The following is a 20,209-nucleotide window of genomic DNA, read 5'->3' on the forward strand; positions in this document are numbered from 1 at the left end:
TCAATTACGCCACTACCCGTGCCAACTTCACTGCACATTTTTTGAAGTCAGTTTCTTTGGATAACGGATCGGTGGCATCCAGCGTCAGGTTATTGACCAACTGCGCGGCATCGAAGAACGGCATATACACCAGTCCTTGTGGTGGGCGGTTACGACCACGGGTTTCCACCAATGAGGTCACTTCGCCACGCCGTGAAATCACTTTCACTTTGTCACCACGCCGCAAATCACGGGCTTTGGCATCCAGTGGGTGAATGAATAGCACCGCTTCAGGGAAAGCGCGGTGTAACTCAGGGACGCGACGGGTCATGGAACCGGTATGCCAATGTTCCAGCACACGGCCGGTAGAGAGCCACAAGTCATATTCCTGATCCGGGCTTTCAGCCGCAGGCTCGTAGGGCAGCGCAAAGATTACTGCCTTGCCATCAGGTTTACCGTAGAAACGCACGTCTTCGCCTTTCGGCACGAAGGGATCGAACCCCTCACGGTAACGCCAGAGCGTTTCTTTACCATTGACTACCGGCCAGCGCAGGCCGCGCTCTTGGTGATAACGGTCAAACGGTGCTAAGTCATGGCCGTGTCCGCGACCAAAATCGGCATACTCTTCAAACAGCCCTTTCTGAATGTAGAAGCCGAAATCGCGTGCTTCGTCGTTCAGTTGGTCGGCGGGGATTTCACTCAGTGGATATTTGCTGACCACATCGTTGGCAAACAGCACGTCATACAACGTCTTACCGCGATACTCCGGTTTTTTATCGACCAACTCAGCAGGCCAAACATCTTCCACTTTGAAGCGTTTGGCGAACTCGACAATCTGCCATAAGTCAGATTTCGCCTCACCTGGCGCTGGGACTTGCTGACGCCAGAATTGGGTGCGCCGCTCTGCATTGCCATAAGCCCCCTCTTTTTCCACCCACATCGCAGTCGGTAAAATAAGATCAGCAGCCAGTGCACTGATAGTGGGATAAGGGTCAGATACCACAATAAAGTTGCGCGGATCACGCCAACCCGGCATGCGCTCTTCATTGATATTCGGACCCGCTTGCATGTTGTTATTACACATCACCCAGTAAGCATTAAGGGTGCCGTCTTTTAGCGCGCGGTCTTGCGCCACCGCATGCAGCCCCACTTTCTCAGGGATAGTGCCGGCAGGCAGTTGCCACTTGGTTTCAGCAATCTGGCGATGTTTTTCGTTGGTCACCACCATATCTGCCGGTAGACGATGGGAGAAGGTCCCCACTTCACGGGCTGTGCCACAAGCAGAAGGCTGGCCGGTCAGAGAGAATGGGCCAGACCCCGGTTTAGAGATTTTGCCGGTTAACAGGTGCAGGTTGTAGCACATGTTGTTGGCCCAAACCCCGCGGGTGTGTTGGTTAAAACCCATGGTCCAGTAGGAGACTAATTTTACTTTCGGATCAGCATACAACTGCGCCAACGACACCAGTTGGTCCTCCGGCACGCCGCTCATTTTAGCGGTTTTCTCTAGGGTATATTCCGCGACAAAGGCTTTGAAATCATCAAAACTCATCGGCTCGGAGGCATCACTACCCGGATTCTTGGCGGCTTTTTCCAACGGATGGGTTGGGCGCAGACCATAACCGATATCGGTGGCACCACGGCGGAAATTCACATGGCGGTCGAGGAAACCCTGATCAACAGCATTATTCTGGATAATGTAATTGGCGATGTAATTCATGATGGCCAGATCGGTCTGTGGCGTGAAGACGATCGGGTTATCTGCCAGCTCAAAACTACGGTGCTCAAAGGTAGAAAGGACGGCGATCCTGACATTGTCATCGCTCAGGCGGCGGCTGGTCATGCGCGACCACAAAATCGGGTGCATTTCGGCCATATTGGATCCCCAGAGCACGAATGCATCTGCTTCTTCAATATCATCGAAGCAACCCATAGGTTCATCCATACCAAAGGTACGCATAAAACCCACCACCGAAGAGGCCATACAATGACGAGCATTCGGGTCCAGATTGTTGGAACGGAAGCCTGCTTTCAGCAACTTGGAAGCCGCATAGCCCTCCCATACCGTCCATTGGCCGGAGCCGAACATACCCACCGAGGTTGGGCCTTTTTCTTTTAGCGCGTTTTTGAACTTCAGTTCCATGATATCAAAGGCTTTTTCCCAACTTATCGGGGTAAAATCACCTTCTTTATCATACTGACCGTCTTTCATGCGCAGCAGCGGTTGAGTCAGTCGGTCTTTGCCATACAGGATTTTCGGCAGGAAATAGCCTTTGACGCAGTTTAGCCCACGGTTAACCGGTGAGTCGGGATCCCCTTGCGACGCCACGATACGGCCATTTTGTGTTCCGACCAATACACCGCAGCCAGTGCCACAGAATCGGCAAGGTGCTTTGTCCCATTTTATTGCATTTGTTGTTTCACCCACCACGGCTTTAGCGACAGTAGGTATGGTCAATCCGGCGGCGGCTGCTGCGGCTACCGCAGCATTGGCCTTCATAAAATCCCGGCGGCTGAGTTTCATGGCATTTCCTCACCTTGGCTTTCCTGCTGGTGATAAACCAGCGATACAGCCAGCACACCATCCAGATTACGTGCTGACTCAATATGATTCAGGAGCACGTCTGAGCGCGCCGCCTGCATAACCACCACCAACTTGCCCAGAGTGGCATCACTGGTGGGTATTTCTGTTCCCGGGATAGCCAACAGGTCGTCGATCAGTTGTGCAATTCGCGCCGGTTTGGCTTGCAGCACCAATCCACAGACATGCCATTCTTTATCGTCCATCTTCACTCCGGGTAAGGGTTACTGCCTGAACCGGACAACTGGGCACACAGGCACCACATCCGTTACAAGCAGGAAGGTCTAATTCGGGCTGAGCAATGCCGTTTACGCGCGGACGAAATCGAATTGCCCTACTCTCACAGCTATCCTGACAGCTACGGCATTCAATATTGTGGAAAGGTAAACAGCGCTCTGAAATGTTGATTTTAAGTCGCCAGGGCGTCAGAGCTGTTGCGGTAAAAACACCCGCCTCACACACCTGTACACAGGCCTGGCAAAAACTACATTCAGCACGTTGGAAATCTATTTCGGGGAATCCGCCACTGCCAACCACCAATACACCGGTTTCACAGGCAGTCACACAGGCATGACAGCGGGTACAGCCAGCAATAAAATCGGCTTCCATCACCGACCAGGGGGGCCTATGCGCTGAAAGTTCTCGTTTATCTGCTTGCCAAAGGCCAGTCAGCAATTTACGCCGTGATAAATCAGTCATACTGATATCCTTAACATCTACTGGCGCGCCCGCATGTGCGATAGAGAGAGTTCATTCAAAGCCCAGAGGTTTACATTGGCTGGTGATAATAATTCTTATTTTTATTAAAGGATTTCCCCAGTGTTTAGGTATTAGATACAGAATAATGAGTAATAAAATAATTACTCTTTAGGGTTAATCGGTGGTAGATATTGAGCAAGATCAATTAATTTAGTGGTTATTTACGCAGTTTGTCACTGTTAAATCTATTTGCGTTATTACCTTTTTTATATAACGATTTGTTTAATGAGAATAGCTATCAAACAAGATGATACTTTGGTAATTATTTCTTCAGGTAAACTGTTGCGGTTAAATGAATTTGGCCTCAGTTTTGAGGTACACTTAGATCGCAGTTTTACTAACAATAATGGATAACGTAGCCTGCTAAATTGGCTATCGAAAATAATCTGTATTCAACAGCCAAAATATTTAACGTCTATACCCAATAGATTACAAAGTGCAGGAAGGCGGTCAGGAACAGATGTGCTCACCGCTCACAGTGGCCGAGTAACATCAAGCGCCAATCCCCCGATGCAATTTGCAAGATAATGGGCATATATCGGTTACAGGGACATTACTTATATGACCAAAAGTCACACCATTATGATCGTTGATGACCATCCCCTTATGCGCCGTGGTATTCGGCAATTACTTGAGATGGACCACAGTTTTGATGTCGTTGCCGAAGCTAACTGCGGCAGTGAGGCTATTACCGAAGCGGCCAAATGTCAGCCGGATGTCATTCTGCTCGATCTGAATATGAAAGGGATGTCTGGGCTAGATACCCTAAAAGCATTACGACATGACGGGATTGATGCGCGAATTATCGTGCTGACGGTTTCTGATGCGCGCAGCGATGTATATGCCATGATTGATGCCGGTGCTGATGGTTATCTGCTCAAAGATAGCGAACCGGAAGTATTACTGGAAAATATCCGTCAGGCAGCGCGTGGCGAGAATGTATTCAGCAATGAAGTTGCACAATACTTATCCTCCCGCCATGAAGAGATTAATCCTTTCTCCGAGTTAACCGAGCGCGAATTAGATGTGCTGCAAGAAGTGGCGCGCGGTATGTCCAATAAGCAAGTCGCATTTGAATTACACATTTCAGAAGAAACCGTAAAAGTACATATTCGTAATTTATTGCGTAAGTTAAATGTGCGTTCACGAGTGGCAGCAACCATTCTGTTTTTGGAAAATAAAAAGTACTAACCACCACCCAATTATTTAATAGCCACCAAACTACTCGCTGGCTATCAGGCTACTCAATGGCCGCTAAAATAAAATCATGGTTATCGTATATCCATTTTTTGTTCAGTGGCCCCCAACTATCTAACTGGTAATAACCCGCGTTATTGCGCACGCCACACTGCACAAAAGTCAGAGTGATACCCAAACCGGGTAGCGCCTTCAAGACATCTTGCAAGGTGCGCCGTGGCCAGCCGGTCAATTCCATCAAGCGCGGTACATTAAGCGAGTCACCACTGCTGATTAACCAGCAGAGATAGATACGGCGGGCAAACACTGGATTTAGCTCCATAAAAATTCCTATTTTGAGTGACTGCTATTCCCTACCCATTTAACATCGCAGCAAGGCTGCCACGCTAAATTCTTGGGATATAATCAGTTTACCTGATGCCAGAAAAAACACCTGTTTATCATTATTTTCTACATTGAGGTGGATTAACTCAGTTTTATCGAGGTTTTTTACAGGTTCTCCATATTTTCTTCACGTTTCCACCCGCATTCCCGCGTAAAGTGCACAGTAGATTCTGCTGGATATGATTTTTTATTTATAGAGGCTGGCACTGCATGGCTAATTTTTTCATCGACCGCCCGATCTTTGCTTGGGTATTGGCGATAATTTTGTGTCTTACCGGGGCTTTAGCAATCTCGACGCTGCCTGTTGAGCAATACCCGAATCTGGCACCACCTAATGTCCGCATCAGTGCCTCATATCCAGGAGCCTCGGCACAAACACTGGAAAATACCGTCACGCAGGTTATCGAGCAAAGCATGACCGGCCTTGATAAGCTGCTGTATATGTCATCGCAAAGCAGCAACTCTGGCAGCGCATCAATAACCCTGACATTCCAAGCGGGTACTGATCCTAACGAAGCGATGCAGCAGGTACAGAATCAGTTGCAGTCTGCCATTAAAAAACTGCCACAAGATGTGCAACAGCAAGGAATTTCAGTCTCGAAATCTGGTGATAACACCTTGATGATGGTGGCCTTTGTCTCCACCGATGGCAGTATGGATAAACAAGATATTGCCGACTATGTCGCCAGTAATCTGCAAGACCCACTTAGCCGTATCGAAGGGGTCGGTAGCATTGATGCCTTCGGTTCCCAATATGCTATGCGTATCTGGCTCGACCCCAATAAACTCAATAATTATCAACTGACCACCCAAGATATTGTCAGCGCTATCCAATCGCAAAATAGTCAGATTGCGGTGGGCCAATTAGGCGGAACCCCTTCCGTCGATAATCAGGCATTAAATGCCACCATTAATGCTCAATCTCAATTACAGACACCAGAGCAATTTAGGGAAATCACGCTGCGGGTCAACCAGGACGGCTCGCTGGTCACATTGGGTGATGTGGCTAAAATTGAGATGGGTGCTGAAAGATATGATTATCTGAGTCGCTTTAATGGCCAGGCGGCATCAGGGATGAGTATCAAGCTCGCCTCCGGTGCCAATGAACTGCAAACCGATGAGTTGGTTAAGGCCCGGATAGCAGAACTGGCCCCGTTTTTCCCGCACGGTCTTGAAGCCAAAATCGCTTATGAAACCACACCGTTCGTTAAAGCCTCAATCAAGGATGTGGTAAAAACATTGTTGGAAGCCATTTTGTTGGTTTTCCTGGTGATGTATCTCTTTTTGCAGAATTTCCGCGCCACCCTTATCCCAACAATCGCCGTCCCAGTGGTGCTATTGGGCACGTTCGCAGTACTGTCGGCGTTCGGATTCAGTATTAATACCCTAACCATGTTTGCCATTGTATTGGCGATCGGGCTGTTAGTTGACGATGCCATCGTGGTGGTAGAAAACGTCGAACGAGTGATGAGCGAAGAAGGACTAGGGCCACGCGAAGCGACTCGTAAGTCTATGGGGCAAATTCAGGGCGCATTGGTGGGTATTGCGCTGGTGCTGTCTGCCGTGTTTATCCCGATGGCATTCTTCGGTGGGACCACCGGGGCCATCTATCGCCAATTCTCCATTACCATCGTTTCTGCCATGGTGCTTTCGGTGCTGGTCGCCTTGATTCTAACCCCAGCACTTTGCGCCACCATGCTCAAACCCATTCAGCAGGGCCATCATCACGCCAAGCGTGGCTTTTTCGGTTGGTTTAACCGTATGTTCGATAGTAACACTCGCCGTTACGAGAAAGGTGTGGCTCAGGTGTTACATCATAGTCTGCGCTATATGTTGCTCTATTTTCTGCTATTGGGCGGGCTGGCTCTGTTGTTCATCAAGTTACCGACGTCGTTCTTACCATTGGAAGACCGTGGTGTGTTTATGGCGCAAGTCCAGCTCCCGGTGGGATCAACCCAGCAACAGACACTGAAAGTGGTTGAAAAAGTAGAGAACTACTTCCTGACGGAAGAAAAGAATAATGTGTTGTCGGTATTCTCAACGGTGGGGTCCGGCCCAGGTGGTAACGGCCAAAATGTGGCACGCCTCTTCATCCGGCTGTCTGATTGGGATCAGCGTAAAGAGAGTAATAACTCTTCTTTTGCCATTATTGAACGCGCCACCAAAGTATTTAATAAAATTGCCGAAGCCAGAGTGTCAGTCAGTAGCCCGCCGGCCATTTCAGGCTTGGGTGGCTCATCAGGTTTTGATATGGAATTACAAGATCACGGCGGTTTGGGCCATGACAAATTGATGGCTGCTCGCGATCAGTTATTACAGATGGCGGCTAAAGAGCCAGCCCTGACCCGGGTGCGACATAACGGATTGGACGATAGCCCGCAGTTGCAGATAGATATCGATCAACGCAAAGCACAAGCATTGGGCGTAGCACTGGATGATATTAACAACACCCTGAAAACGGCCTGGGGTTCGACTTATGTTAACGACTTTGTTGATCGTGGGCGGGTGAAGAAAGTCTATGTGCAGTCTGAGGCCACCGCCCGTATGCTGCCGGAAGACGTTAACAAATGGTATGTCCGTAATAAAAGCGGCAGCATGGTGCCCTTCTCGGCGTTCTCTACTACCCGCTGGGAATATGGCTCACCACGATTGGAGCGCTATAACGGTTATTCTGCACTGGAGATTGTCGGTGAGGCGGCACCAGGTATCAGTACCGGTACTGCAATGGATGTTATGGAGAATCTGGTCAAACAGCTACCGAATGGTTTTGGTCTAGAGTGGACAGGCATGTCCTATCAGGAGCGGCTATCGGGTTCACAGGCCCCGGCCCTCTATGCCATCTCGTTACTGGTGGTGTTTTTGTGTTTGGCGGCATTGTATGAGAGCTGGTCAATACCGTTTTCTGTGATGTTGGTGGTGCCTCTCGGGGTTATAGGTGCGGTGGCGGCCACTTGGATGCGTGGGTTGGAGAATGACGTTTATTTCCAGGTCGGGTTGCTGACCATTATTGGCTTATCGGCCAAAAACGCCATTTTAATCGTCGAGTTTGCCAGCGAATTAAACAATAAAGGTAAAGATTTAGTCGAAGCCACTCTTGAGGCTTCCCGCCAGCGGTTGCGGCCTATTTTGATGACCTCGCTGGCATTTATCTTTGGTGTATTACCCATGGCTATCAGCCAGGGTGCAGGCTCAGGTAGCCAACATGCCGTAGGTACTGGTGTGATGGGGGGGATGATTTCAGCTACCGTGCTGGCGATTTTCTTTGTACCGCTGTTCTTTGTTCTGGTGCGTCGTCGCTTCCCAGGCAGGCCACCGCGCGCGAAAGAGTAACGAGAGCCGCCAACACACCTACGGTTGGAAAGATGACTTCTGATTATGCCCAATAGATTTCAAGCTGTAGGAAGACGGCAAGCAAGAGAATCCCGATGAGCTGACATCAAGTCAGTGATTCGGGTGAACGAGAGACGCCAACACACCTACGGTTTGAAAGATGACGGGCATAAAAAAGGCAGAGCCAATATGGTCTCTGCCTTTCTGGCGAGCGATTTTTCGCCCCTGGGTGTAATAAGTCAATCGTTAAAACAACAAAAAGATAGTTACTCTTACTGCCGGTTTATTCGCTTATGCCTTACGCAGCATAGCATCGATAAACTCTTTCCACGTGCTTAACTCAAATTCAACCATAACATCCTCTCTAATTATCGCGGCCAATTATACGCCTATTTTTTGAACAGTCAAAATTGAAAGTAAGCTACCTAACGGTTGAAATGAGATCTGTCGCAGAGATCTTGAATTTTGCCCTGTCACTGAGTTTCCTCAGCCAGCATTACATCACTTGCCTGTTTTATCATTCGAGAGTAGCGTGCTCAGATATATAGGGGTAAACGCCGTTTTTGACAAAACCCGTTATTGGCAAAATACAGAGCACAACCATGAAACACTCCATCGACTCATTAAAAGAGCTGGGCCGTTATGATGATGCGGTGGCAATGGCGCTGGACTTACTGCGTCGTTCACCAGATAACGCCAGTCTGCTGTATAAGATTGCCTCACTGTATGATGTGCAGGGGTTGGAGTTGCAGGCAATCCCATTCTATCGGGCCGCTATTGAGCACAATCTGGTAGGTAAAGAGTTGCAGGAGGCTTATTTGGGGCTGGGCAGCACTTATCGCGCTCTGGGGTTATATCAAGAGTCACTGGATACATTTGACCGCGCGTTAGCCCATTTCCCACAAGCGAAAGAGATTACCTTATTCCGCGCCATGACACTGTATAACCTCGGTGAAACCAAAGAGGCAGTCGCTGCGTTATTGATATTGCTGGCTGAAACCTCAAACTATCAGGACATCAGCCTCTACCAAAAAGCAATTCGCCAATATGCCGCTAACCTTGACCGTATTGGCTAAATCAACAGCTCAGTTCTGATTACCGCCGCGCTCAACAACGCATAGCCGTCTGGATTCAAATCACATTTTCCCGCATTATGGGCAAATTGCTCCCCTTGAGCCGGGCAGTCGTCTATACGGCTGACCTGATTTGCCATTCTAGCCGAGGTATTATTTTTCCATGTCAGATAGCCTAGCCACTCCATCATTGCGCCTTTATGGCATTAAAAATTGCGATACCATAAAAAAGGCCCGCCGCTGGCTGGAAGAGCAAGGTATTGCCTATCAGTTTCACGATTATCGTGCAGACGGATTGAGTGACGAACGCCTGCAAGGTTTTATCGATCAACTGGGTTGGGAACCATTGCTCAATACGCGCGGTACCACCTGGCGTAAATTGCCACAAGCCCAACGTGATGCAATAACCGATGCTCTGGCCGCCAAAGCGCTGATGCTAGAACAGCCAGCCATAATTAAACGCCCGCTACTGGAAGCCACCAATGGCGAAATGCTGCTGGGCTTCAAAACTGAAAGTTATCAACTTTTTATTCAACAACATAATATTAAACAACACGTTATCGAGGTGCAATAACATGATCTGTCCGGTAATCGAACTGGCCCAACAATTAATTAAACGCCCGTCGCTCAGCCCTTCTGATGCGGGCTGCCAGGCGATCATGATTAAGCGCTTAGAGGCTATCGGTTTTACGGTAGAACCTATGAATTTTGGCGATACCCTTAATTTCTGGGCCTGGCGCGGCGAAGGTGAAACCTTGGCATTTGCCGGTCATACCGATGTGGTCCCCACCGGTGATGAAAGCCATTGGAGCAGCCCACCGTTTGAACCGACCATTCGTGATAGCATGCTGTATGGCCGTGGTGCCGCCGATATGAAAGGTTCACTGGCTGCAATGGTGGTCGCCGCCGAACGTTTTGTCGCGGCTCATCCAGAACATAAAGGCCGGCTGGCATTTATGATTACCTCCGATGAAGAAGCCAAGGCCATTAACGGTACGGTCAAAGTCGTGAATGCGTTGATGGCGCGTAACGAGCGGCTGGATTACTGTCTGGTTGGCGAACCCTCCAGTACTGACCGAGTCGGCGATGTGGTGAAAAATGGCCGCCGGGGTTCTATTACTGCCAACTTGCGTATCCATGGAATTCAAGGGCACGTGGCCTATCCTCATTTAGCGGATAATCCGGTTCACCGTGCCATGCCAGCCCTGAATGAGCTGGTTGCTACACAATGGGATGAAGGCAATGAGTTCTTCCCCGCCACCAGTATGCAGATCGCCAATTTGCATGCCGGAACCGGCAGCAATAATGTGATTCCCGGTGAGTTCTATGTGCAGTTCAACTTCCGTTTCAGTACAGAACTGACTGACAGCATGATTAAGCAGCGCGTAGAGGCGCTGTTGAAACGCCATCAACTAAATTACACCCTCGAGTGGGTGTTGTCTGGTCAACCCTTTCTTACCGCAAGGGGTGCGCTGGTCGATGCAGTAATTAATGCTGTTGAGCACTACACTGAAATCACGCCGCAACTGTTAACCACCGGGGGCACCTCTGATGGCCGTTTTATCGCGTTAATGGGTGCTCAAGTGGTGGAGTTAGGGCCGGTTAATGCCACTATCCATAAAGTGAATGAATGTGTTCACGCCGCTGACTTGCAACTACTGAGCCGGATGTATCAGCGAATTATGGAGCAGCTCATCGCATGACAGCTAATACATTAACACCAGAGATGCTTACCGGCCGTTCAACCGATCATCTGACGGTGTTAAGCGGCAACCATCGCCTGCAACCACAAGCTGTTGCGGCCTTTCAGGCTATGCAACAAGCCGCTAAACGAGCGGGGTTTGATTTACAACCTGCCAGCACTTTTCGCGATTTTGACCGCCAATTAGCGATCTGGAATGGTAAATTTCGTGGTGAGCGACCAGTATTAGATAAAGACAGCCAGCCGATAGAGATTTGCCAACTTGATGCTCAGGCTCGTTGTGAGGCTATTTTACGCTGGTCTGCCCTGCCGGGAGCCAGCCGCCATCACTGGGGCAGTGATCTGGATATTTACGATCCCTCCCTGTTGCCCGCAGAGACTAAATTACAGCTGGAGCCATGGGAATACCAAGCGAGTGGCTATTTTTATCCGTTGACCCAGTGGCTGGATGTTCATATGGCTGAATTTGGTTTTTACCGGCCATTTAGCGAGGATAACGGCGGTATTGCAGCAGAACCTTGGCACCTAAGTTATCGCCCGTTAGCTGCGGCGGCGGAACATTTACTGACACCCAACATTCTACTAGAAGCTTGGCAATCACAGGATGTGGCAGGCAGTGAGTGGCTGACAAGCCATTTACCCATGATTTTTTCGCGATTTATTCATACCCTATAGATTCCAAGATGCAGGAAGTCGGCAAGCGAGAATAAGGTTGATTAATCCCGACGTGCTTACGCAGTCAGGTGATTCAGGTTCTTGAGTGCAGCCACACCGGCAGTTTGAAAGATGACAGGTATATCAACGGAAGGAACTTAACCATGCACTGGTTAGCAGATTATTGGTGGATCATACTTATCCTGCTTGCGGGTATTATCTTAAACGGCATCAAAGAGTTACGCCGTCTTGATCATAAAAGCTTTTTAAAAAACAAACCAGAATTACCACCTCATCGCGATAACAATGCGCAATGGGACGACGATGACGACTGGCCGGATAAGAACAAGAAAAAATAAGTAAAGCTCGAGTCACATCAAACGAAGGGGCCAGCCCCTTCGTCAGGGTGAATTACCTCGCTGCAATATCGTCACGCAAATGGTCGATAGCCAGTTTGAGCATTGGTTGATTAATACCATGCCCAGTATTGGCATCCAGACTCAGTGTTACGCGGCAGCCCAAAGCCATTAAGCTACTGGTTGCAGCCTTGGCATGTTCCACACGAATCACCCCATCCTGCTCACCATGAATAAAATGGATCACCACGTCAGCGATGGGTTGCTGTGGTAACGTCGCAAAACGGCCACTAAACGCAATAACTTGCCCGGCTAACTGCGGCTGAGCTTTCACCCCCTCCAATGACATAATCGTGCCCTGCGAAAAACCGACCAGGGTGGTCTGCTGTGCCCCAAGGCCACTCTTCTGTTGCCAATAACGTATAATATCAATGAATTGCGACATCACCGCATTAACTCGCTCCTGACGATTATCCTCAGTAACACCTTGCACTGAGAACCACTGACGCCCACTCCCCATGTTGCTGGCGAATATACCATCAACACTGACGACCAGCGCCTGAGGAAAGGCTTGTGCAAAATGGCTACCGACCGGTGCCATTCCAGCGGCGCTATCACCAACACCATGAAACAATAATATTAATTGTTCTGGCGTTGCCGGTTGCTGCACTACGATAGAAGTCTGATTCATCAAGCGGCCTTTAATCATTAAATGACAATAACGTTACTATACGCTGCAGGTTTCGGAGAGATATTGGGTTTTATTGATGGAGTTGGTGGGAATTATTGAAGGTAACGGCGGATGCGGGATCTGACTCGGTGGATAGTCGATTGCTCGAGTAATTTATTATCAACAAAACAGGCCAATTAGCCTGTATTCATTATCATTATAAGCAGATGAGATCAAAGCGGTTTTACTATCACTTCACCTTTGCGCTCAGCAACTTCTTTAGCAGCCATAAATCGTTTGAACATTTCGACTTTGCCATCATGAATCGCTTTAAAATCAATTTTACCCTTCGTGTGGGTAGTGCCGCGTTCGTATCGCATAACAAGCCCCATCATTTAGGTAGGTGAGATTACGCTCTCTGGCAAACCGCTTAACATACCTTGGATATATCGTATTAAGGCTTCGTTCTCAGCAGAGAAATACAGACGTTGTGTGCTTTCAATGTCAACCACCCTAAGCATGAAGTCAACTAACGCGCTATAGAGATAATGTAACTCATGTAGCAATAGGTCAATTGAGCCTTCAGGCTTTGCAAATATCTGTATCGGGTTTAGCTCTTCCTGCTGCCACAGGATCTAAAGAGGGGGGACAGAACATTAGCCTCACGGTGATGGAACGTTTTTCATCTCCCGCAAAAACAAATTCAATATCAATGTACCCCATGCCATCTTCAATTTTTACTAATCCTTCAGTGACCAATCTGTGCGTGTGCATCTAGCCTGGTATCCTCGCTATACTCATCCTGAATATGGCGAATACCTTACCTTAAGAGCCTCTTCGACACATCATGAGAAATTGAGTTTTAAGACAATAAAAGATAACTGTCATCAACCCTCTGCCATCCCCTCGGCTGCCTCTTGCCGCCACCGTGCTACTAATGCTTTTCGCCCTGTGAGGGCTAGATTATTAACAATCTGCGCGGGCGAAATACCTTGCTGTAAATAATACCGTAATGCAGGAAGGGGTAATTGACTGCGTAATAACAAACGCTGTAGAGCGGGTAAACTCGCTTCTAACGGCCGAAAAGCAAAGGCAAAACCAGCCAGTTCACGCCAGTCGTCGTCATTTAAGGAAATGTCAGGTTGTTGAGGCGGGGATAACGATAAGGGCGTTGGGATGTCTACCCATTGTTGCAACCAATACCAATCACGCTCTAATTGCTGCCGTGCTGCCTCACAGAGCGATTGCCCCGCCGGACTCAAGGGTGATACCGCCATTGCCGCGTAACAGCCGCTGCTGGCTTCCTTATGGCTACCAATACGCACCAGATGAAAGCCACAGGCACGCCAGAAGCATTCTAATTCGGGGGTATAACCAAAACTGACTGAAATATAATCAAGCCTCTCGCGCAGCCCACACGCAAGCTCGGCGGCAATCATCTGCCGGGCTATCCCCTGCCGCCGCCATGACGGTGCGACGGCGACTCGACTGATTCGCCGCGACCGTAAGGTGGGTGCATGCCATTGCCCACTATGTGCCGCCAGTGACTGAGCCACCAAACTCCCCTTTGGCCGCCGTTTCCCTGCCCAAACGGCATGGGCTAATGCACTGCTAAGCCCCCCCTCATCCACCAGCCACAGTGCACCAATGACTGAATCAGCCACCTTGGCCGCAGAAAAATGCATCCCCGGCGCATCCATCAAACGCCGCAAATCAAGGGGGGTGGTGCGATAATGCGCACTGGCAAGCAAACCATAAAAACGTCGCAGCAATTCGGGGTAGTGCAGCCAATCGCGCTGCTTACAGGGCATAATATCGACTGACGCTGAGAGAGATTCGCGGCACGGTAGCTCATCGTCAAATAGCATAACTTCATCCACGACACGCTCTAGCGGATCACCGCTGGCCCAACGAATAGGGTCTGTTAGCGCCAAAGGGTGCCAATCGTGTAGTGTTGTACAGAACTTCAACAAGAAACCACGCCCGGTGCCTTCGTAACCCTGTACGGTGGTGGTTAATAATGCCCGTGGGAAGTACACCAATAACGCCGATAGGAGTGTGGCAGGGATAGCCGCAGCCTCATCAATCAATAACCAGTCAATGCCGCTGACATCGTTTAACCGACAGTAGTCTAATAGTGCATCCGGCGCCCAGAAGTGCGCTCGTTCTCCCGCGCACTGATTCAGCACTTGTGTGGCCGCTTTACCCGGCCCGGTAACCCAGCAGCGACCGGGCCACTGCGCTACCAACATACCGGCCAGCGTCGATTTACCGCGCCCACGGGCTGCCGTCAGCACCCAAGTGCCGCGTTCTGCCTGCATTAGGCGTTGAAGGATAGTTTGCTGTTCCGTGGTAGGAGAACCGTCGGGCTGCTGCCAGTCTGGGCGAGAGTACACCATAGGCATAGCTAGCGGCTGGTTCTGTTGCCACAAAATAACATCAGGATCAGCCTGAAGTTGACGTTGCAGATGGTGAATAAAATTCGGTGTAGTGATGGGGGTTAGTTGTTCACTCCAGCGCAAACTATCAGCGTCTGGTAAGCACGGCCACCTATCCCACTGCGGCACTAATAGCACCAGCCAGCTCCCAGCTTGCAATGCGCCGGCCAGCACCGCCAGTGCTTCGGTATTCAAACCATCGGTGGCATCAAATACGCCATGTAACCCTTCCTGCCCGAGTAAGGTTTTTGCCGCTGTCGGGTGAATTGCATTGCCAGTGTCAGGGGCCTGTTCTGCTATCCATAACCAATCACCCGGCAATTGCTGACGCAGATTTAATGCCTGCTGGCGCGACCAATCCGCGCAACCGCTGAGGACCAGTAAACGCCGTATCCCCTGCCGTGCCATTAGTGGTTGGCTGAGCACAATTTGATGGATCACGTTACGATTTACCGATCACCAGTGAAAGCAAGCCCGCGGCGATCAACGGCCCAACCGGAACGCCTCTGAATAACGCAACCCCCAGTACCGTTCCGACCAATAGCCCTGCCACCACGGACGGTTGGTGAGTCATCAACGACACGCCACGCCCGCCTAACCAAGAGACCGCAACCCCGACCACAATGGCTAATATCGATTTCCACTGCACAAAGGAGTGCAGCACCTCGCTGGCGCTAATTTTACCACTAGCAATCGGCGTCATCACGCCAATGGTCAGAATCAAAATACCGATGGTTAAGCCATACTTTTCTATCCATGGGAAAAACTGATTTAACGGAGTAATACGAATGGCGAGTAGTGTCAGAATAGCTAATGTGACGGTCATATTATGGCTAATGATGCCAAGCGCAGCCAACGCCAATAGAATCAATAAAGTTGGATCAAGAGCGGCCATGGTTATCCCTGCCTTGCAATAAATGCCGGCAGCTAGCGTGCCGGTAAGAGGAAAGTGGTCTTATGATAATCTATTTATACTTTTCGTACCTGACGCTACAGCGCTGTTCGCTGTAACGCCAATGATTTTAGCTGATCAGTTTAACGGGTGGAGAACGTGTTGCAGCTATTAGGATCACCGCTATCGAAACCACGTTTAAACCAGGTATAGCGCTGTTGTGATGTGCCATGAGTGAAGCTATCGGGGACGACACGCCCTTGCCTTTGCTGCTGTAAGCGATCATCCCCAATCGCCTGTGCCGCATTTAGTGCCGCTTGTAAATCACCCACTTCCAACACCTGCTGGTCTTCCATCGCTTTGCCCCACACACCGGCAAAGCAGTCCGCCTGCAATTCCATTTTGACCGAGAGACGATTAGCTTCAGCCTGAGATGCACCCTGCTGCTGCTGACGCACTTTAGTATCAATACCCATCAAATGCTGCACATGGTGGCCAACTTCATGAGCAATCACATAGGCCTGAGCAAAGTCGCCCCCCGCCCCCAGTTTATTCTTCATATCTTCATAGAAAGATAAGTCGATATAAACCGTGCTATCTGCTGGGCAATAAAACGGCCCCATAACGGACTGACCGGTACCGCAACCGGTGCGCGTTGCACCACGATACATCACCAGTTTAGGCTCCTGATAGGTGCGCCCCATCTTTTGGAAAATAGGTTTCCAGGCGTCTTCTGTATCCGCCAGAACGACCGAGGTGAATTTGGCATATTGGTCATCTTTAGTGCTGACTGAACTTGGAGAACGTGGCTGTGTTTGAGTTTGTGACATCGGATCACTGCCATTTAACAGCGGGGTCAAGTCAACCCCGTAGTAGCCCGCAACCAACACCACAATCAGAATAACAATACCGCCCTTGCCGCCAATCGGAGGCCGGAACCCACCACCGCCCCCGGATGCGTCCCCGCGCCTATCTTCTACATTGTCACTTTCACGACGACCTTGCCAACGCATAGCAATACTCCCAGATATTTTCCTTACATATTATCGTAGGAAATCTGTCGAGCTAATACCATTAAAAGCTTAAATGATTGGTGTTATTAGGGGAGTTGGGCATTCAAATACATGCTCAAAGTACTTAGCGGCACAACCAGACGGCAAGTGAGAGACAAATCTGTCTGGAGCAGAACTAAACGCTGCTTGCTGCGGCTGGCCCAAAGAGGGGCTGAGTGGTGAACATAGCTAACAATGCTGTAGCGTTAAGAAAGAAAAGCATGGGGGAGATAGCGACTATCTCCCCTGCGCCAGACAAAACGGAATCGATTGCGCGGTTAGTCTAATTTTACGCCGATACGGTGTGCAACTTCTTCGTAGGCTTCAATCAAACCACCCAGGCTTTGACGGTAACGGTCTTTGTCCATCTTGTTCAGGGTTTCCTTATCCCATAAACGGCTGCCATCAGGTGAGAACTCATCACCCAACACCACTTCATCACCGAACAAACCGAACTCCAACTTGAAGTCCACCAGGATTAAACCGGCATCATCAAACAGTTTACTCAACACATCATTCGCCAGATAGCTCAGCTCTTTCATGCGGGCCAATTGTGCTTCTGTCGCCCAGCCAAAGGTCTTGCAATAAGACTCATTGACCATTGGGTCATGCATGGCATCGTTTTTCAAAAACAGGTCGAACAGTGGTGGGTTTAGTTGCAAACCTTCTTCTATTCCTAAGCGTTTTACCAACGAGCCTGCGGCACGGTTACGGATAACACACTCAACTGGGATCATTTCCAGTTTTTTGACCAACACTTCGGTATCTGACAGCAAGCGTTCCATTTGCGTTGGAATACCGGCTTCTTCCAATTTAGTCATAATGAAATAGTTAAATTTGTTATTTACCATTCCTTTACGATCGAATTGTTCAATGCGCTGACCATCCAGTGCTGACGTATCGTTACGGAACTCCAATACCAATAGGTCAGGATTTTCGGTGGTATAGACGGTCTTCGCCTTCCCACGATACAACTCAGCTAGCTTTTGCATCTTATTACTCCAGTGATATGCGATAAACAGACCTTTCGTGCTTGAAGCCGCAGGGGTTAGCGCGTTCGCTCACCCGAATCACTTACCGATGTAAGTTCATCGGAATTTGTTCACTTGCCGCCGTCCTGTAACTCCAGTTACTTTAGGTATAAATAAGGAAAGGGGCCGAAGCCCCTTTGATTTTATTTGGTACTTGTAGCACCAGTTTGGCTAAATGCTGCCTGGAACACCGCGACCAGAGCATCGTTCTGAGACTGAGTCAGAGTATGCCCTTTCGGACCGATGAACTGTAAGCTACTGCGGTTATCGAGATCACCGACCTGTAACTTATAATCGCCTTCTGGCAATTCAGGGTCTTTGGCACCCAACGCATCCCAACTGCCGCTACTCATGGATTTATTGGTAACGTTAATCGAACCTTGTGGGCGGCTACGATCAGTAACCTTCATGCCAATCTTCTCAAGGGCGGCTGGCAGACGTTCCCACAATACAGCATAAGGGGCACGTACAATCAGTTGCGGTAAACCAGTATCATCGCTGCCGCTTTGAACATCTAGCGTGCCGACTTTACGGGAAGCCTGACTGCTTTCGCTATCAGAACGCACCTTATCCAGACCTTCGATAATGGCATTCAGCATTGCACCGTTGTAGCGCTGGATTTCGGTATAGCTGGTGACCGGTTGCCCACCTTGCTGTAAAGCAAGAGATTTCACCACTAACACCAACTGATAACCTTGCTCCTGCACGCTTATCTGATAACGGCCTTCAAACTGCACGTCTTCATCTGCACGGTTCCATTTGACCCAGTCAGTTGTCAACGTTTGGCTGGCATCCTGACGGCTGGCTATCGCCCAGTTTTTATCCTGTAGAACGCGGGTAACTTGCGCCCAAAGATTACGGTTTTGCGGGCTATTCTCTAACAATAGCTTGCTGGTATCGTTAGCATTTTCAGCGCGAGAACCGCTAAGCAATGCCAGTGGTTGTACCGGAGGACGGATGTCCAACTGTTTGCCCACAGCACCTTGAGAGTTGACGGAACGGATATCAAACTCACCATTTTGTATCGGCAGAATCATCCCTGCTGGTGAGTTAAGCGGCTTTAGCCCCGGAGCTTCAAGATAAGACTCGTCACCGCCAACCTGGCGTTTGTAGCGTTGGTCAGTGGAGCAACCTGCCAGCAGCATTGCCAACGAAACACCCACTACCGTTACCACCGTCGACTTTTGCAATGTTATTGCCATCAAATTTCCCTAAGAGTTACAGCAAACCAGCGCTTTTCAGCGCATCTTCCACAATCCGTTTAGCCGGGTCAGTCAGTGGGGTCATTGGCAGACGAAGAGTGTCATTCGCCATTAATCCCAGCTTCTTCGCGGCCCATTTCACCGGAATTGGGTTTGCTTCTACAAATAAATGCTGATGCAACGGCATCAAGCGCTGATTCAAACGGCGTGCTTCTGCAAAGTTACCCTGTGCAGCCAAGGCACAAAGTTCAGCCATTTCGCGCGCAGCAATGTTAGCTGTCACCGAAATAACCCCTTTACCGCCCAGTTGCATAAAGTCCAGTCCGCTCGCATCGTCACCACTGAGCAGGATGAAATCTTCATCATCAACCAGCACTTGGATCTGACTAACCCGACTTAAGTTCCCTGTTGCTTCTTTAACAGCAACAATATTTTTAATTTTGGCTAAGCGAGCAATGGTCGGCGGTAACATATCGCAACCGGTACGCGAAGGCACATTATAGAGAATTTGTGGCAAATCGGTACTTTCAGCAATCGCTTTGAAGTGTTGATATAACCCTTCCTGCATTGGCCGATTATAATATGGCGTGACAGTCAAACATCCCACCACACCGGTATTATTAAACCGTTGGGTGAGAGAAATTGCTTCGGAGGTGGCATTAGCGCCGGTTCCGGCAATGACTGGGATTCGGCCGTCGGCCAGTTCGAGCGTCTGCATGACCACATCGACATGTTCGTCATGGTTCAGTGTTGCAGACTCACCAGTTGTGCCCACGGAGACAATCGCCGCAGTACCACTGGTTACATGGTAATCAATCAGTTTCTTCAGGCTTGCACGATCGACCGCACCTTTGTCGTCCATCGGCGTTACCAGTGCAACTATGCTTCCTGTAAACATTGGACTTCCCGTAA

20 protein-coding genes are annotated in these 20,209 nt (G+C 49.4%); 7 read left to right on the forward strand and 13 right to left on the reverse strand.

The window, feature by feature from the left end:
* Window positions 1-4: 4 nt before the first annotated feature.
* Genes napA through napF form a run of 3 tightly spaced genes read right to left on the reverse strand, consistent with a single transcriptional unit; the run spans window position 5 to window position 3,256 of the window.
* Window positions 5-2,500 carry a nitrate reductase catalytic subunit NapA gene (gene napA, locus Q2T72_RS15735; protein ID WP_083163347.1) on the reverse strand — a complete coding sequence of 832 codons (2,496 nt, stop codon included), beginning with the start codon at window positions 2,498-2,500 and terminating at the stop codon, window positions 5-7.
* Window positions 2,497-2,763, reverse strand: a complete 267-nt coding sequence (gene napD / locus Q2T72_RS15740) for a chaperone NapD (RefSeq protein WP_083163344.1) — start codon at window positions 2,761-2,763, stop codon at window positions 2,497-2,499. The genes napA and napD overlap by 4 nt, the downstream gene beginning before the upstream one ends.
* Entirely contained in the window at window positions 2,753-3,256 is a 504-nt protein-coding gene (gene napF, locus Q2T72_RS15745; RefSeq protein WP_083163341.1) for a ferredoxin-type protein NapF, read from the reverse strand. Before napF ends, napD begins: the two co-directional genes overlap by 11 nt.
* Before the next feature lie 621 nt (window positions 3,257-3,877).
* Between napF and narP the strand changes: the two genes are divergently transcribed.
* Entirely contained in the window at window positions 3,878-4,507 is a 630-nt protein-coding gene (gene narP / locus Q2T72_RS15750) for a nitrate/nitrite response regulator protein NarP (RefSeq protein ID WP_372569445.1), read from the forward strand.
* Window positions 4,508-4,556: 49 nt separating this feature from the next.
* Here the strand turns inward: narP and Q2T72_RS15755 are convergent, their stop codons facing one another.
* Window positions 4,557-4,835, reverse strand: coding sequence for a helix-turn-helix domain-containing protein (locus Q2T72_RS15755; RefSeq protein ID WP_083163336.1), 279 nt, complete (start codon window positions 4,833-4,835; stop codon window positions 4,557-4,559).
* Window positions 4,836-5,107: 272 nt separating this feature from the next.
* On the opposite strand from Q2T72_RS15755, the gene acrD reads away from it, so the two are divergent.
* The 6 genes from acrD to Q2T72_RS15785 all read left to right on the forward strand — a co-directional run bounded on the left by acrD (window position 5,108) and on the right by Q2T72_RS15785 (window position 12,015).
* Window positions 5,108-8,227, forward strand: a complete 3,120-nt coding sequence (acrD, locus tag Q2T72_RS15760) for a multidrug efflux RND transporter permease AcrD (RefSeq protein WP_372569446.1) — start codon at window positions 5,108-5,110, stop codon at window positions 8,225-8,227.
* A 602-nt stretch (window positions 8,228-8,829) separates the two neighbouring features.
* On the forward strand, window positions 8,830-9,303 hold the full coding sequence (locus tag Q2T72_RS15765; protein WP_372569447.1) for a tetratricopeptide repeat protein: 474 nt from the start codon (window positions 8,830-8,832) through the stop codon (window positions 9,301-9,303).
* Window positions 9,304-9,463: 160 nt separating this feature from the next.
* A complete protein-coding gene (locus Q2T72_RS15770; RefSeq protein WP_083163324.1) occupies window positions 9,464-9,874 on the forward strand; it encodes an ArsC family reductase in 411 nt (136 codons plus the stop codon).
* A gap of 1 nt (window position 9,875) precedes the next feature.
* Window positions 9,876-11,003, forward strand: coding sequence for a succinyl-diaminopimelate desuccinylase (gene dapE, locus Q2T72_RS15775; protein WP_372569448.1), 1,128 nt, complete (start codon window positions 9,876-9,878; stop codon window positions 11,001-11,003).
* Entirely contained in the window at window positions 11,000-11,677 is a 678-nt protein-coding gene (locus tag Q2T72_RS15780; protein WP_083163318.1) for a M15 family metallopeptidase, read from the forward strand. The genes dapE and Q2T72_RS15780 overlap by 4 nt, the downstream gene beginning before the upstream one ends.
* A gap of 143 nt (window positions 11,678-11,820) precedes the next feature.
* On the forward strand, window positions 11,821-12,015 hold the full coding sequence (locus Q2T72_RS15785) for a YpfN family protein (RefSeq protein WP_083163315.1): 195 nt from the start codon (window positions 11,821-11,823) through the stop codon (window positions 12,013-12,015).
* Window positions 12,016-12,067: 52 nt separating this feature from the next.
* Here the strand turns inward: Q2T72_RS15785 and ypfH are convergent, their stop codons facing one another.
* The 9 genes from ypfH to dapA all read right to left on the reverse strand — a co-directional run bounded on the left by ypfH (window position 12,068) and on the right by dapA (window position 20,195).
* A complete protein-coding gene (gene ypfH / locus Q2T72_RS15790; protein WP_083163312.1) occupies window positions 12,068-12,703 on the reverse strand; it encodes an esterase in 636 nt (211 codons plus the stop codon).
* Window positions 12,704-12,915: 212 nt separating this feature from the next.
* On the reverse strand, window positions 12,916-13,062 hold the full coding sequence (locus Q2T72_RS15795) for a hypothetical protein (protein ID WP_005183905.1): 147 nt from the start codon (window positions 13,060-13,062) through the stop codon (window positions 12,916-12,918).
* 202 nt (window positions 13,063-13,264) lie between these two features.
* Window positions 13,265-13,456: a hypothetical protein gene (locus Q2T72_RS15800; RefSeq protein ID WP_372569449.1), complete on the reverse strand. Its 192-nt coding sequence runs from the start codon at window positions 13,454-13,456 to the stop codon at window positions 13,265-13,267.
* A 113-nt stretch (window positions 13,457-13,569) separates the two neighbouring features.
* Window positions 13,570-15,528, reverse strand: coding sequence for a tRNA(Met) cytidine acetyltransferase TmcA (locus tag Q2T72_RS15805; RefSeq protein ID WP_372569904.1), 1,959 nt, complete (start codon window positions 15,526-15,528; stop codon window positions 13,570-13,572).
* A 34-nt stretch (window positions 15,529-15,562) separates the two neighbouring features.
* Window positions 15,563-16,015, reverse strand: a complete 453-nt coding sequence (locus tag Q2T72_RS15810; protein WP_004876835.1) for a DUF441 domain-containing protein — start codon at window positions 16,013-16,015, stop codon at window positions 15,563-15,565.
* A gap of 140 nt (window positions 16,016-16,155) precedes the next feature.
* Window positions 16,156-17,025 (reverse strand): neutral zinc metallopeptidase, encoded by an 870-nt coding sequence (locus Q2T72_RS15815; RefSeq protein ID WP_083163309.1) that lies wholly within the window; start codon window positions 17,023-17,025, stop codon window positions 16,156-16,158.
* 317 nt (window positions 17,026-17,342) lie between these two features.
* Window positions 17,343-18,056, reverse strand: coding sequence for a phosphoribosylaminoimidazolesuccinocarboxamide synthase (gene purC, locus Q2T72_RS15820; RefSeq protein WP_083163306.1), 714 nt, complete (start codon window positions 18,054-18,056; stop codon window positions 17,343-17,345).
* A gap of 182 nt (window positions 18,057-18,238) precedes the next feature.
* Window positions 18,239-19,297, reverse strand: a complete 1,059-nt coding sequence (gene bamC / locus Q2T72_RS15825) for an outer membrane protein assembly factor BamC (RefSeq protein WP_083163303.1) — start codon at window positions 19,295-19,297, stop codon at window positions 18,239-18,241.
* 16 nt (window positions 19,298-19,313) lie between these two features.
* A complete protein-coding gene (dapA, locus tag Q2T72_RS15830; RefSeq protein WP_083163301.1) occupies window positions 19,314-20,195 on the reverse strand; it encodes a 4-hydroxy-tetrahydrodipicolinate synthase in 882 nt (293 codons plus the stop codon).
* Window positions 20,196-20,209: the final 14 nt, after the last annotated feature.

This window comes from Yersinia sp. 2466 StPb PI, from assembly GCF_041538325.1.
In the GTDB taxonomy this organism is placed as follows: Bacteria; Pseudomonadota; Gammaproteobacteria; order Enterobacterales; family Enterobacteriaceae; genus Yersinia; species Yersinia enterocolitica_E.

Excerpts from the sequence above, each read along its gene's own strand:
- napA (WP_083163347.1), bottom strand. The coding sequence starts at position 2,500 with ATGAAACTCAGCCGCCGGGATTTTATGAAGGCCAATGCTGCGGTAGCC.
- napD (WP_083163344.1), bottom strand. The coding sequence starts at position 2,763 with ATGGACGATAAAGAATGGCATGTCTGTGGATTGGTGCTGCAAGCCAAA.
- napF (WP_083163341.1), bottom strand. The coding sequence starts at position 3,256 with ATGACTGATTTATCACGGCGTAAATTGCTGACTGGCCTTTGGCAAGCA.
- narP (WP_372569445.1), top strand. The coding sequence starts at position 3,878 with ATGACCAAAAGTCACACCATTATGATCGTTGATGACCATCCCCTTATG.
- Q2T72_RS15755 (WP_083163336.1), bottom strand. The coding sequence starts at position 4,835 with ATGGAGCTAAATCCAGTGTTTGCCCGCCGTATCTATCTCTGCTGGTTA.
- acrD (WP_372569446.1), top strand. The coding sequence starts at position 5,108 with ATGGCTAATTTTTTCATCGACCGCCCGATCTTTGCTTGGGTATTGGCG.
- Q2T72_RS15765 (WP_372569447.1), top strand. The coding sequence starts at position 8,830 with ATGAAACACTCCATCGACTCATTAAAAGAGCTGGGCCGTTATGATGAT.
- Q2T72_RS15770 (WP_083163324.1), top strand. The coding sequence starts at position 9,464 with ATGTCAGATAGCCTAGCCACTCCATCATTGCGCCTTTATGGCATTAAA.
- dapE (WP_372569448.1), top strand. The coding sequence starts at position 9,876 with ATGATCTGTCCGGTAATCGAACTGGCCCAACAATTAATTAAACGCCCG.
- Q2T72_RS15780 (WP_083163318.1), top strand. The coding sequence starts at position 11,000 with ATGACAGCTAATACATTAACACCAGAGATGCTTACCGGCCGTTCAACC.
- Q2T72_RS15785 (WP_083163315.1), top strand. The coding sequence starts at position 11,821 with ATGCACTGGTTAGCAGATTATTGGTGGATCATACTTATCCTGCTTGCG.
- ypfH (WP_083163312.1), bottom strand. The coding sequence starts at position 12,703 with ATGAATCAGACTTCTATCGTAGTGCAGCAACCGGCAACGCCAGAACAA.
- Q2T72_RS15795 (WP_005183905.1), bottom strand. The coding sequence starts at position 13,062 with ATGCGATACGAACGCGGCACTACCCACACGAAGGGTAAAATTGATTTT.
- Q2T72_RS15800 (WP_372569449.1), bottom strand. The coding sequence starts at position 13,456 with ATGCACACGCACAGATTGGTCACTGAAGGATTAGTAAAAATTGAAGAT.
- Q2T72_RS15805 (WP_372569904.1), bottom strand. The coding sequence starts at position 15,528 with ATGGCACGGCAGGGGATACGGCGTTTACTGGTCCTCAGCGGTTGCGCG.
- Q2T72_RS15810 (WP_004876835.1), bottom strand. The coding sequence starts at position 16,015 with ATGGCCGCTCTTGATCCAACTTTATTGATTCTATTGGCGTTGGCTGCG.
- Q2T72_RS15815 (WP_083163309.1), bottom strand. The coding sequence starts at position 17,025 with ATGCGTTGGCAAGGTCGTCGTGAAAGTGACAATGTAGAAGATAGGCGC.
- purC (WP_083163306.1), bottom strand. The coding sequence starts at position 18,056 with ATGCAAAAGCTAGCTGAGTTGTATCGTGGGAAGGCGAAGACCGTCTAT.
- bamC (WP_083163303.1), bottom strand. The coding sequence starts at position 19,297 with ATGGCAATAACATTGCAAAAGTCGACGGTGGTAACGGTAGTGGGTGTT.
- dapA (WP_083163301.1), bottom strand. The coding sequence starts at position 20,195 with ATGTTTACAGGAAGCATAGTTGCACTGGTAACGCCGATGGACGACAAA.